The 12,678-nt window shown below is 47.8% G+C and carries 5 protein-coding genes, 17 tRNA genes and 3 rRNA genes; 24 read left to right on the top strand and 1 reads right to left on the bottom strand.

What is annotated here, in order from left to right; all coding sequences use genetic code 11:
* The first annotated feature begins 248 nt into the window (after positions 1–248).
* The 21 genes from NZ043_RS04385 to NZ043_RS04285 all read left to right on the top strand — a co-directional run bounded on the left by NZ043_RS04385 (position 249) and on the right by NZ043_RS04285 (position 8,030).
* Positions 249–1,801: ribosomal RNA gene (locus NZ043_RS04385) — 16S ribosomal RNA — on the top strand.
* 313 nt (positions 1,802–2,114) lie between these two features.
* A 23S ribosomal RNA gene (locus tag NZ043_RS04380) occupies positions 2,115–5,042 on the top strand.
* 75 nt (positions 5,043–5,117) lie between these two features.
* Positions 5,118–5,234 (top strand): 5S ribosomal RNA (rrf, locus tag NZ043_RS04375).
* The 16S, 23S and 5S rRNA genes sit together here with 17 tRNA genes alongside, the layout of an rRNA operon.
* A gap of 38 nt (positions 5,235–5,272) precedes the next feature.
* Positions 5,273–5,346, top strand: a tRNA-Ile gene (locus NZ043_RS04370).
* A 35-nt stretch (positions 5,347–5,381) separates the two neighbouring features.
* Positions 5,382–5,457 (top strand) — tRNA-Ala (locus NZ043_RS04365).
* Position 5,458: 1 nt separating this feature from the next.
* Positions 5,459–5,534 (top strand) — tRNA-Asn (locus NZ043_RS04360).
* Between the two features lie 3 nt (positions 5,535–5,537).
* A tRNA-Ser gene (locus tag NZ043_RS04355) sits at positions 5,538–5,629 on the top strand.
* A 9-nt stretch (positions 5,630–5,638) separates the two neighbouring features.
* A tRNA-Glu gene (locus NZ043_RS04350) sits at positions 5,639–5,710 on the top strand.
* A 67-nt stretch (positions 5,711–5,777) separates the two neighbouring features.
* Positions 5,778–5,853: transfer RNA gene (locus NZ043_RS04345), tRNA-Val, on the top strand.
* A gap of 17 nt (positions 5,854–5,870) precedes the next feature.
* A tRNA-Met gene (locus NZ043_RS04340) sits at positions 5,871–5,944 on the top strand.
* Between the two features lie 27 nt (positions 5,945–5,971).
* Positions 5,972–6,049, top strand: a tRNA-Asp gene (locus NZ043_RS04335).
* A 95-nt stretch (positions 6,050–6,144) separates the two neighbouring features.
* Positions 6,145–6,220: transfer RNA gene (locus NZ043_RS04330), tRNA-Phe, on the top strand.
* 20 nt (positions 6,221–6,240) lie between these two features.
* Positions 6,241–6,316: transfer RNA gene (locus NZ043_RS04325), tRNA-Thr, on the top strand.
* A gap of 9 nt (positions 6,317–6,325) precedes the next feature.
* Positions 6,326–6,411 (top strand) — tRNA-Tyr (locus tag NZ043_RS04320).
* A 6-nt stretch (positions 6,412–6,417) separates the two neighbouring features.
* A tRNA-Trp gene (locus NZ043_RS04315) sits at positions 6,418–6,491 on the top strand.
* A 29-nt stretch (positions 6,492–6,520) separates the two neighbouring features.
* Positions 6,521–6,593, top strand: a tRNA-His gene (locus NZ043_RS04310).
* 22 nt (positions 6,594–6,615) lie between these two features.
* Positions 6,616–6,690, top strand: a tRNA-Gln gene (locus NZ043_RS04305).
* Between the two features lie 4 nt (positions 6,691–6,694).
* Positions 6,695–6,769 (top strand) — tRNA-Gly (locus tag NZ043_RS04300).
* A gap of 6 nt (positions 6,770–6,775) precedes the next feature.
* Positions 6,776–6,849, top strand: a tRNA-Cys gene (locus tag NZ043_RS04295).
* Between the two features lie 6 nt (positions 6,850–6,855).
* Positions 6,856–6,934: transfer RNA gene (locus tag NZ043_RS04290), tRNA-Leu, on the top strand.
* A gap of 169 nt (positions 6,935–7,103) precedes the next feature.
* The gene (locus tag NZ043_RS04285; RefSeq protein ID WP_339310782.1) at positions 7,104–8,030 is read left to right on the top strand and encodes a methyltransferase domain-containing protein; all 927 of its coding nucleotides are present in this window, start codon (positions 7,104–7,106) and stop codon (positions 8,028–8,030) included.
* A gap of 438 nt (positions 8,031–8,468) precedes the next feature.
* On the opposite strand, the gene NZ043_RS04280 is transcribed toward NZ043_RS04285, so the two are convergent.
* Positions 8,469–10,859, bottom strand: coding sequence for a helix-turn-helix domain-containing protein (locus tag NZ043_RS04280; protein ID WP_091037979.1), 2,391 nt, complete (start codon positions 10,857–10,859; stop codon positions 8,469–8,471).
* A gap of 557 nt (positions 10,860–11,416) precedes the next feature.
* Between NZ043_RS04280 and NZ043_RS04275 the strand changes: the two genes are divergently transcribed.
* Genes NZ043_RS04275 through NZ043_RS04265 form a run of 3 tightly spaced genes read left to right on the top strand, consistent with a single transcriptional unit; the run spans position 11,417 to position 12,670 of the window.
* Positions 11,417–11,725, top strand: coding sequence for a hypothetical protein (locus NZ043_RS04275; RefSeq protein WP_017692311.1), 309 nt, complete (start codon positions 11,417–11,419; stop codon positions 11,723–11,725).
* A 35-nt stretch (positions 11,726–11,760) separates the two neighbouring features.
* Positions 11,761–12,432 (top strand): PspA/IM30 family protein, encoded by a 672-nt coding sequence (locus NZ043_RS04270; RefSeq protein ID WP_017692312.1) that lies wholly within the window; start codon positions 11,761–11,763, stop codon positions 12,430–12,432.
* A 4-nt stretch (positions 12,433–12,436) separates the two neighbouring features.
* A complete protein-coding gene (locus tag NZ043_RS04265; RefSeq protein ID WP_017692313.1) occupies positions 12,437–12,670 on the top strand; it encodes a PspC domain-containing protein in 234 nt (77 codons plus the stop codon).
* Positions 12,671–12,678: the final 8 nt, after the last annotated feature.

Below are 12,678 nucleotides of genomic sequence, written 5' to 3'. Positions count from 1 at the left end.
AAGTTCTTGACGAAAACAAACGAAATGTGTTACATTATTTAAGTCGACGCCGAAACTTGGTTGAGACGAAAAAAGTAGTAAAACAAATCGTGTTTGATCTTTGAAAACTGAACAACGAGTGAGTAAACATTCTGTTTGCAGAATGAACGCGAAAGTTTGAAACAAGCCTTGGCTTGAATCGACTGGAGCACAATTGAGATTTTTAATCTCGTCAGATTCAAAATGAGCTTATCGCTCTTTTCAATACTTTATTGGAGAGTTTGATCCTGGCTCAGGACGAACGCTGGCGGCATGCCTAATACATGCAAGTCGAGCGGACTTGATGAGAAGCTTGCTTCTCTGATAGTTAGCGGCGGACGGGTGAGTAACACGTAGGCAACCTGCCCTCAAGTTTGGGACAACTACCGGAAACGGTAGCTAATACCAAATAATTGTTTTCTTCGCCTGAAGGAAACTGGAAAGACGGAGCAATCTGTCACTTGGGGATGGGCCTGCGGCGCATTAGCTAGTTGGTGGGGTAACGGCTCACCAAGGCGACGATGCGTAGCCGACCTGAGAGGGTGATCGGCCACACTGGGACTGAGACACGGCCCAGACTCCTACGGGAGGCAGCAGTAGGGAATCTTCCGCAATGGGCGAAAGCCTGACGGAGCAATGCCGCGTGAGTGATGAAGGTTTTCGGATCGTAAAGCTCTGTTGCCAGGGAAGAACGCTTGGGAGAGTAACTGCTCTCAAGGTGACGGTACCTGAGAAGAAAGCCCCGGCTAACTACGTGCCAGCAGCCGCGGTAATACGTAGGGGGCAAGCGTTGTCCGGAATTATTGGGCGTAAAGCGCGCGCAGGCGGTCATTTAAGTCTGGTGTTTAATCCCGGGGCTCAACCCCGGATCGCACTGGAAACTGGGTGACTTGAGTGCAGAAGAGGAGAGTGGAATTCCACGTGTAGCGGTGAAATGCGTAGATATGTGGAGGAACACCAGTGGCGAAGGCGACTCTCTGGGCTGTAACTGACGCTGAGGCGCGAAAGCGTGGGGAGCAAACAGGATTAGATACCCTGGTAGTCCACGCCGTAAACGATGAGTGCTAGGTGTTAGGGGTTTCGATACCCTTGGTGCCGAAGTTAACACATTAAGCACTCCGCCTGGGGAGTACGGTCGCAAGACTGAAACTCAAAGGAATTGACGGGGACCCGCACAAGCAGTGGAGTATGTGGTTTAATTCGAAGCAACGCGAAGAACCTTACCAGGTCTTGACATCTGAATGACCGGTACAGAGATGTACCTTTTCTTCGGAACATTCAAGACAGGTGGTGCATGGTTGTCGTCAGCTCGTGTCGTGAGATGTTGGGTTAAGTCCCGCAACGAGCGCAACCCTTATATTTAGTTGCCAGCACTTCGGGTGGGCACTCTAGATAGACTGCCGGTGACAAACCGGAGGAAGGTGGGGATGACGTCAAATCATCATGCCCCTTATGACCTGGGCTACACACGTACTACAATGGCCGGTACAACGGGCTGCGAAATCGCGAGATGGAGCCAATCCCAACAAAGCCGGTCTCAGTTCGGATTGCAGGCTGCAACTCGCCTGCATGAAGTCGGAATTGCTAGTAATCGCGGATCAGCATGCCGCGGTGAATACGTTCCCGGGTCTTGTACACACCGCCCGTCACACCACGAGAGTTTATAACACCCGAAGTCGGTGGGGTAACCGCAAGGAGCCAGCCGCCGAAGGTGGGATAGATGATTGGGGTGAAGTCGTAACAAGGTAGCCGTATCGGAAGGTGCGGCTGGATCACCTCCTTTCTATGGAGAATCGTTTCCTGCAACGGAAACATTCAAATATAAAATCTAGCCAGGTCGGCTAGTTACTCACTCGTTGCTCAGTTTTGAGAGCTCAAACTCTCAAACAGCTTGCTTTTGCATGGAGCTTGTTCTTTGAAAACTAGATATCGAAACGAAACAAACGCGAATTAGAACATTCCTTTAAGCTGATCTTGTGTAAACAAGTGAAGTGTTTTTATAAGGTAGATTGCACGTACGATGGTATCGAATGGGAGCGACTTTTGGCTTTGCGCAAGCAAAACAAGGGAAGCGAGCAGTCGAAACCGGAGCACGAGGTTAAGCTACTAAGAGCACACGGAGGATGCCTAGGCGCTAGGAGCCGATGAAGGACGTGGCGAACAACGAAACTGCCTCGGGGAGCTGTAAGCAAGCTTTGATCCGGGGGTGTCCGAATGGGGAAACCCAGCTGGGGTAATTTCCAGTTACTCATAACTGAATACATAGGTTATGTAGAGGCATACCAGGGGAACTGAAACATCTAAGTACCCTGAGGAAGAGAAAACAATAGTGATTCCGTCAGTAGCGGCGAGCGAACGCGGAGAAGCCCAAACCAGAGAGCTTGCTCTTTGGGGTTGTGGGACGTCTCACATGGAGTTACAAAGGAACCGGTTAAGCGAAGAGGTCTGGAAAGGCCCGCCAAAGAAGGTAAAAGCCCTGTAGTTGAAAGTCTGTTCCCTCCGAGACGGATCCCGAGTAGTGCGGGGCACGTGAAACCCCGTATGAATCCGGCAGGACCATCTGCCAAGGCTAAATACTTCCTAGCGACCGATAGTGAAGCAGTACCGTGAGGGAAAGGTGAAAAGCACCCCGGAAGGGGAGTGAAATAGAACCTGAAACCGTGTGCTTACAAAAAGTCAGAGCCCGTTTTAGGGGTGATGGCGTGCCTTTTGTAGAATGAACCGGCGAGTTACGTTCCCGTGCAAGGTTAAGGTGAAGAGCCGGAGCCGCAGCGAAAGCGAGTCTGAATAGGGCGACTTAGTACGTGGACGTAGACCCGAAACCGGGTGATCTACCCCTGTCCAGGGTGAAGGTGCGGTAACACGCACTGGAGGCCCGAACCCACGCATGTTGAAAAATGCGGGGATGAGGTGGGGGTAGCGGAGAAATTCCAATCGAACTCGGAGATAGCTGGTTCTCCCCGAAATAGCTTTAGGGCTAGCCTCGGAAAACAGAGTCGTGGAGGTAGAGCACTGATTGGGTGCGGGGCCCGCAAGGGTTACCAAGCTCAGTCAAACTCCGAATGCCATAGACTTACTTCCGGGAGTCAGACAGTGAGTGCTAAGATCCATTGTCAAAAGGGAAACAGCCCAGACCATCAGCTAAGGTCCCCAAGTGTGTGTTAAGTGGGAAAGGATGTGGAGTTGCACAGACAACCAGGATGTTGGCTTAGAAGCAGCCACCATTGAAAGAGTGCGTAATAGCTCACTGGTCGAGTGACTCTGCGCCGAAAATGTAACGGGGCTAAACACACCACCGAAGCTATGGCTTGATGCTTTGCATCAGGGGTAGGGGAGCGTTGTATAAGGGTTGAAGGTGTACCGTAAGGAGCGCTGGACATTATACAAGTGAGAATGCCGGTATGAGTAACGAAAAGATCAGTGAGAATCTGATCCGCCGAAAGCCTAAGGGTTCCTGAGGAAGGCTCGTCCGCTCAGGGTAAGTCGGGACCTAAGGCGAGGCCGAAAGGCGTAGTCGAAGGACAACAGGTCGAAATTCCTGTACCACCGTAAGCCGTTATGAGCAATGGGGGGACGCAGTAGGGTAGTGACGCGGACTGATGGATGTCCGTCTAAGCAGTGAGGCTGATGTGTAGGCAAATCCGCACATTGTAAGGCTGAGCTGTGATGGGGAGCGAAAATTGTAGTAGCGAAGGTCATGATCTCACACTGCCAAGAAAAGCCTCTAGCCAGGTGATGGTGCCCGTACCGCAAACCGACACAGGTAGGCGAGAAGAGTATTCTAAGGCGCGCGGAAGAACTCTCGTTAAGGAACTCGGCAAAATGACCCCGTAACTTCGGGAGAAGGGGTGCCCCGGTAGTGTGAATAGCACGAGGGGGCCGCAGTGAAAAGGCCCAAGCGACTGTTTAGCAAAAACACAGGTCTGTGCGAAGCCGTAAGGCGAAGTATACGGGCTGACGCCTGCCCGGTGCTGGAAGGTTAAGGGGAGTGGTTAGGGAGTAATCCCGAAGCTGTGAACCGAAGCCCCAGTAAACGGCGGCCGTAACTATAACGGTCCTAAGGTAGCGAAATTCCTTGTCAGGTAAATTCTGACCCGCACGAATGGCGTAACGACTTGGGCGCTGTCTCAACGAGAGATCCGGTGAAATTTTAATACCTGTGAAGATGCAGGTTACCCGCGACAAGACGGAAAGACCCCATGGAGCTTTACTGCAGCTTGATATTGAATTTGGGTACGATCTGTACAGGATAGGTGGGAGCCTAAGAGACATGAGCGCCAGCTTGTGTGGAGGCAACGTTGGGATACCACCCTGATCGTATCTAGGTTCTAACCTGGTACCGTAATCCGGTGCGGGGACAGTGTCAGGTGGGCAGTTTGACTGGGGCGGTCGCCTCCTAAAGAGTAACGGAGGCGCCCAAAGGTTCCCTCAGAATGGTTGGAAATCATTCGAAGAGTGCAAAGGCATAAGGGAGCTTGACTGCGAGACCTACAAGTCGAGCAGGGACGAAAGTCGGGCTTAGTGATCCGGTGGTACCGCATGGAAGGGCCATCGCTCAACGGATAAAAGCTACCCTGGGGATAACAGGCTTATCTCCCCCAAGAGTCCACATCGACGGGGAGGTTTGGCACCTCGATGTCGGCTCATCGCATCCTGGGGCTGAAGTAGGTCCCAAGGGTTGGGCTGTTCGCCCATTAAAGCGGTACGCGAGCTGGGTTCAGAACGTCGTGAGACAGTTCGGTCCCTATCTGTCGTGGGCGTAGGAAATTTGAGAGGAGCTGTCCTTAGTACGAGAGGACCGGGATGGACGTACCGCTGGTGTACCAGTTGTTCCGCCAGGAGCACCGCTGGGTAGCTATGTACGGACGGGATAAACGCTGAAAGCATCTAAGCGTGAAGCCCCCCTCAAGATGAGATTTCCCAGTATGTAAGACCCCTTGAAGACGACGAGGTAGATAGGCTGGGGGTGGAAGTGCAGCAATGCATGGAGCTGACCAGTACTAATCGGTCGAGGGCTTATCCAATAGCAAGTTGTAATTCGCATGTTTCGTTTCGAATCTAGTTTTCAGAGAACAACACTCTGAAATGTAAGCTACGCGTTTGGTGGCGATGGCGGAGGGGTTCCACACGTACCCATCCCGAACACGACCGTTAAGCCCTCTAGCGCCGATGGTACTTGGACCGCAGGGTCCTGGGAGAGTAGGACGCCGCCAAGCGAAACCCCATTGGGGTATTTTTTTTCGAAAATTGATAAGGGCCCTTAGCTCAGTTGGTTAGAGCGCACCTCTGATAAGGGTGAGGCCGGTGGTTCGAGTCCACCAGGGCCCATAGCAAGACCACAACAAAGAAATACACCAGAGTATGGGGCCATAGCTCAGCTGGGAGAGCGCCTGCCTTGCAAGCAGGAGGTCAGCGGTTCGATCCCGCTTGGCTCCACCATTCCCTGATAGCTCAGTTGGTAGAGCACTCGACTGTTAATCGAGTTGTCACAGGTTCGAGCCCTGTTCGGGGAGCCATATGGAGAGGTGTCCGAGCTGGCCGAAGGAGCACGATTGGAAATCGTGTAGGCGTCACAAGCGTCTCGAGGGTTCGAATCCCTCTCTCTCCGCCATAATATTAAGGCCCGTTGGTCAAGGGGTTAAGACACCTCCCTTTCACGGAGGTAACAGGGGTTCGAATCCCCTACGGGTCATAATAACTTCAAAAAAAGAAGTTGATTTTTACAACAAGATTATGGTATGATCATAAATGTGTTGTTCGGAGGCTTAGCTCAGCTGGGAGAGCATCTGCCTTACAAGCAGAGGGTCGGGGGTTCGATCCCCTCAGCCTCCACCATATAAACTTTATAACGACGCGGGGTGGAGCAGCCCGGTAGCTCGTCGGGCTCATAACCCGAAGGCCGCAGGTTCAAATCCTGCCCCCGCAATTATACTTTCCTTTGAGAAAGTGATCTGGAACCGTGGTGTAGTTGGCCTAACATGCCTGCCTGTCACGCAGGAGATCGCGGGTTCGAATCCCGTCGGTTCCGCCATTTAATCTTTACATGAGGCAAACTGTTCACTACATCTGCTGTATGGCACTGATGCCCTATATAAAGTGTAAGGAATTAAGATTAGACTTTATTATGGCTCGGTAGCTCAGTCGGTAGAGCAGAGGACTGAAAATCCTCGTGTCGGCGGTTCGATTCCGTCCCGAGCCACCATTTTTAAAACAATTTAATATGCCGGTGTAGCTCAACTGGTAGAGCAACTGACTTGTAATCAGTAGGTTGGGGGTTCAAGTCCTCTCGCCGGCACCATGTAATCCTGGAGGATTAGCGAAGTGGCCAAACGCATCAGACTGTAAATCTGCTCCCGTACGGGTTCGGTGGTTCGAATCCATCATCCTCCACCAGTTTTTAGGGGCATAGTTTAAAGGTAGAACAACGGTCTCCAAAACCGTTGGTGTGGGTTCAATTCCTGCTGCCCCTGCCAATTAACTTTTTAGATAATAACCTTTTGTGGCGATCGTGGCGAAGTGGTTAACGCACCGGTTTGTGGATCCGGCATTCGGGGGTTCAATTCCCCTCGATCGCCCCTTTGTTTTTTCATTTTTTATTGGGGATTAGCCAAGCGGTAAGGCAACGGACTTTGACTCCGTCATGCATAGGTTCAAATCCTATATCCCCAGCCATTATGCGGACGTGGCTCAGCGGTAGAGCATCGCCTTGCCAAGGCGAGGGTCGCGGGTTCGATTCCCGTCGTCCGCTCCAAAATATGGCGCCATAGCCAAGTGGTAAGGCACAGCTCTGCAAAAGCTTTATCCCCAGTTCGAATCTGGGTGGCGCCTCCAGCATATGCCGGCGTGGCGGAATGGCAGACGCGCTCGACTCAAAATCGAGTGGGAAACCGTGGAGGTTCGAGTCCTCTCGCCGGTATATTGAATAGCCCTACATGTTGCTTATGCAATGTGTAGGGCTATTTTCATTTTATATAAATTGATTTTTTGTATTGTAAGGATAGTTGGACGTTAATAAAGATTGACGTATGATTATATTAAGTATATTATAGATAAGTAAAGTCTTTAATGTAGAGGAGTGAAGTAGAGTGACTAATGGAAAAAATGTATTGGATACCGATCTGTTATTTGATCTTTCTGTATGGGAAGAGGCATGGAAGAATCGTCCGAGAAGTTCAAAATATAAGAAGAAAAGCGTCCCCTTTAATACAGAAGAAGCTTTTGAGCGGTGGGCCAGGGATTATCATGCACAGTCGTTCACTGAAGAAGGAAAGCAGCGTTCTGAGCGCATTATGGGCTGGATTGAGAATCAGGGTGTAGATTTTGCAGGGTTATCCATTTTGGACATTGGAGCAGCCTCAGGCATATTTACCATTCCTTTTGCGGAAAAGGGAGCAAGTGTGACCGCAGTTGAGCCTTCGGAGTTGCTTGTCTCCCTTATGAAAGAGACGATACCTTCATCTTTGGAATCCAATATCGAAATTGTAAACGAACGATATGAAGAAATCTCCATTAAGGATAAGGGTTGGGAGAAGAAATATGACTTTGCATTTGCATCCATGTGTCCGGCGATGTCGGATTGGGAAACGATTGAGCAGGCAATTAATTGCGCCCGGAAGTATGTGTATATAAGTACTATGGCGGGACAGAAGGAACACACACTAATGGATGAACTTAAGGATGTACTGGGAGTAACTTCTTCATACATGGCCGGTGATATGGGGTATATCCAACAGTTGCTGTATTTGAAGGGTTATTCTTATACGATGATTATTACGAGAGAAGTTAACTCATTTGAATTACCGGTGAAAGAGATTATCGAGCAGCTGCCAGAATGGCTTAATACGTATGAGTTCCCATCCGATGAAGATTCTCTCAGATTGGCTGAGAAGTACATTCGGGATACGTACAGGGATAGTACGGTGACCTTCTCACGTGGAGCAAGGTTTGGCAAAATTCTAATTCAACTTGAACAACCCAATATGAAAACAGTTCGCACTAAGGATAAGCGATAAATCGGATAAGCTTGGCACGTGTACTGATAATCAGGAATTGAGACTGACAATGTAGTCTAACGTCTAAGATGACACTAGGAAGCATCGTACTACCAAACAAGAAGATGCACGTGTGAAACATATGAAGTTAAGATTGCAGAAGTGAAGTTGTAGGTGAAGGGTGCAGGTTATAAGCTCCCTCTTTTTTGAAGCCACTAATTCATCGACCGCTTTGAACCAGACCCTCATTTATTTAGAGATGTTCGAGACAACGAAAAACAAAACACATACCTCGTTTTCAGAGATGATCTCTGAAGCATATTCCCTGAAATTTCAGTTGGTGAGCAATCAACGGTTAATCGAGTTGTCACAGGTCCGAGCCCTGGCCCTGTTCGGGGAGCCATATGGAGAGGTATCCAAGCTGGCCGAAGGAGTACGACTTACAATCGTACTCCTTTTCTAATTTCGGTTCGACACTTCTGCTTTCTGCTTACGCTCCCGATACTGGCCGGGGGTGATTCCTTCCCATTTACGAAATGATCGGATAAAGTTTTGTGGATTGTTGTACCGAAGTCGTGCTGCGATATCTTTAACGGTTAGATCACTTTCGTCAAGCCATTTTTTAGCGATATTAAATCGGTACTTGGTCAGATATTCACTAAATGCACAGCCTGTCTCTTTGCGGAAAACACTACTTAAGTAGTTGGCATTGTAGTGAAGCTTAACAGCACATTCCTCAAGCGTCAGATCCTTATCATAATCTTGATGAATCATGGCAATCATTTTCTCAGATATATGTTGATACTGGGCATACTGTCTTGCTTTAAAAACCTGGATGATGGGCAAGATGACTTGATGGTTAAACCATTCCTCAACTTCAGCAGCGTACTGCAAACCATGAAGTTCATGAAACATCGAGCCCCGACCTTGGGAGATCTGTCCGAGTCGTATGCCGGATTCCTGAGTCATTTGCAAAATATGCGTGAGTAGCCTCGTAAGAGCCACCTCATACTCCTCGGGTGTAACCTCCATACCAAAGATCACTTCAAGCAGTTGTTGCAGAAGAGCAGAGGCCTGGACTTCGTCCGCACTTTGAATAGCTTGGATCAATGAATATTCCAATGATTCCGGGTAGGTCATGGGCCAAGTGGGAGCGTAATGATCTATGTTCTCATATTGAAAAATAATGCCTGTTCCCAGCTTCATCCGATGCCTCAATGCTTCCATAGCTTCTGTGTAAGCTTGAGGGATGTGATATATAGAGCTGTGCGGCTGGCTGAATCCTATACTGACTTGAAGAGTTAGAATCTTATCCATCTGTTGTTGTAACTGGTCTGTTAATACATATAGTTGCTGTGAAAAAATAAACTGATCCTGTTCAACGGTCCCAATCACCGTGACTACCGTATGTTCCAGCACAATGGGAAGCAATTGTTGGTTATGCACAACCGTTTCCGCCAATATATTTTGAATAGCGAATAATAAGAGGTCACGATCACTAGCTCTATATTTTGTATGATTAACGAGATCGGCCTGTAATGTAATAACAGCAATTTGTTGCCATTCCCGAACCTGATGCGTGTAGCCATATTCATTCAAGGTGTCATGAAGAGTATGAACAGGGATCTTACCCTGGAACAGATTGATCATAAAATGAGTGCGAATCTGCAACAGATGCATATTAAGTGTGTTCTCTAATTGGGAGCGAGAGGCAGATAATTGTGAGACTCCTGCTCTAATCTGTTCGAACTCATCAGAAAATGGTGGTGATTGCTGAGCTAATGTTTTTCCTTCTTTGGACAGATGGTTGTCACCAAGTTGGGTTAAAAGTTTACGAATCGGGACATGCATTCGCTTGGAGCCGAGCCAGGCGAGTAATAATGAAAGTAAAAGTAAGAAGATACTGATATACAAGGTGTGTAAGCCGATATCGATATATTCTTGTGTCAGAATATTGGTAGGTGAGATTAGAACATATGTCCATCCTTTTAAGGTAGAAGGGCTATATGTCAGGGAATAATGTGTATCTGCGATCTTGACTTCCCGTTTTTCAAAGCCTGTTGAAAATGTAATGGGTGATAGTTTGGTTATGTTGTCTTCCGTATCCCGATCCTGTAATCCTAAGGCAGACAAAGGTTGTCCAATGTATACAGGATCGGGATGGACCAAAATACGTTGTTCCCGATTCAAGATGATCAGTCCTGAGGCAGCATTGCCTAAGAAGGCTTCTCCAAGTGTATTTTGCAAAGAGCATGCAGGAATTCCCGCAATCAGAGCAGCATCGGAAGACGTATTTAGATCCGGAATAGATCTCGCAAGGGCAATATGATAAATACAGCCTGTACCGGGTGAACGCTCATCATTACTGAACACCGATGAAGGGGAGAGCTGCCATCCAGAGGTTAGCGTATCCGATATCAATTCCTTCATGGGAAGAGCCAGCGGAAAATCCGTATTACGATATAATCCGGCATGATCAATAAGCCAATTCTGAGATTGATTCACCAGGGTAATATCCAGCATAGGTTCCCATGACCTCATATTCTTAAATTCACTCTGTAGTTTGTCGGCAAGCAAAGGCCCTTTCCCTTCCAGTGAAGAAGAAGCAGACAGGGAACGGAGGGTTACTGGAGAGCGAACGGCCTGATCAAGCATATAACTGACTGTAGCGAGTTTGTGCTCTACGTTGGATTGCATTTGTTCCAGCAACTGTCTGTTGGCCTGCGTACGATGCAGCTCAGTTTGGTTCGATGAATAGATAAATGCGGCAATTCCCGTTAACAAAATGGGCAGGGTGCTTAACAGGATTCCAAAGATGATCATTTTATGGAGATAGCTGATTGGTCGCACAGTTTCAGTTCCACCCCTGACATTAGAAATAATAACACTTTCTATTTTAGTAAACGCTTACATATAGAACAATCTAAATTTTGTTTATTTGGATAAATAAGTAATTTTATAAGAGGGTATAGGAGCAGAGATAAGGGATTGCTGATAGATGATCTTGCAGAAAAGGCTAGAGAAACGCCTTGGACTGACTATCCAATACGGAATCATGAGAAACGAAATTGCAGTGTGAACGTAAATAGAGACATGGACATCATTCTCTCTACAGGTCGATATCGGCTAAAGGGTAGCCTGAATACGGGGAATAGAAGGTATCTGGAGTGCTATTCAGCTTAGGTGGAACGTTGGTCTTATATAGGGACAGTCAAAGGTCCAACTAGATCCCCGACCTGAGTCTAGGATGAAAAACCGTCCACGGTCTGTTTTGAAAAGTCGCGGAATCCCCTAGAATAAGGACATAAGGTTAAACAAGAAACACGGAAACAAAAAAACAAGAAACAAACGAACAAATGACTCAACACATTAAAACGAACGAATGGAAAGGGCGGTGAACAACAATTATGAGATTGAATAAGGGAAATGGCTGGGCGATTGTATTGATTGCGCTGGGTGCACTACTCCTCTTCGGAAAGTTAACTCCACTTCTTGGACACTTAATGGGTTATCTGATTCCGGTCCTGATGATTGCACTGGGATACTACGGAGTTAAACGAGGGAATGTGATGCTTGGCTGGATTGTTCTCATCATCGGTATCATCTCACTGATGGGTAAGCTGGCATGGTTGATCGGACCGATCATCGCGATCGGGTTAATCATCTTTGGTATCTCAATGCTAAGCAATAACCGCAGTCGTCGTGGTCGGTACTAAGTTTTCACGATTATGAAAAGGAGGGACAGAACATAATGAGTGTATTTCGTCGAATGCGGGATATTACCGTAGCCAATCTGAACGAACATTTGGAGCAAAGTCAGGATCCAGTTAAACTGATTGATCAGTTCCTGGTCTCGACCCGCCAAGACATCGGTGAAGCCGAGAAACTTCGTCATCAATATGCAAGCCATACCAGACAAATGAAACAACAAGCCGATCAGGCAGCAGGTATGGTGAACAAACGGGAAGAACAGGCTTCCATGGCTCTGAAAGCAGGGGAAGAACATCTCGCTAAGCTGGCCTTGCAGGAGAAAATCCTCCACGAGGAAAAAATGGAACAGTACAATGAATTGTATGCACAAAGTTATGCGGCATTACAGGAGCTGGATGAACAGATCGACCAGCTGAAGGTTGAATATCAAAATGTATACAGCAAACGCCAATATTACTACGCTCGTATGCAGACGATTCAGTTACAACAACGTATGAACCAGAGAGGCAATCACAACGGTCAGAATGTACCTCGTATGTTTAACCGACTGGATGATCAAGTCTCTGATCTCGAATATGAAGCACAAAGTCTCCGCGATATCCGGCGGATGAATCAAGATGGTTCAGGAGTGACTGGCAGCATGTCATCCTCTACGCTGGATAAGGAACTGGAACGCTTAAGACAGAAATTGAACAATGACAGAAAGGAGTAGTCACATGAGTAAATTATACCGCTCGGCGCGTAATCGAATGCTAACAGGTTTGATCGGCGGCATTTCTGAAAATCTAGGATTGAGTACCACGCTGCTACGTATCATTTTCTTCATCAGTATTTTCGCTACGGGAGGTACATCATTGTTGATCTACTTCATCGCTGCATTAGTGGTACCAAAGGAATCCAATCACGTTGATCCATATGCTTATGATTCCAACGTAAGAGGATACAAGTAAACGAAAGG

Origin of the sequence: Paenibacillus sp. FSL k6-2145, from assembly GCF_037976585.1 — a bacterium.
Classification (GTDB): domain Bacteria; phylum Bacillota; class Bacilli; order Paenibacillales; family Paenibacillaceae; genus Paenibacillus.
Note: the sequence above shows the minus strand (reverse complement) of the source record. Positions and strands in the feature narration are given on the sequence as shown.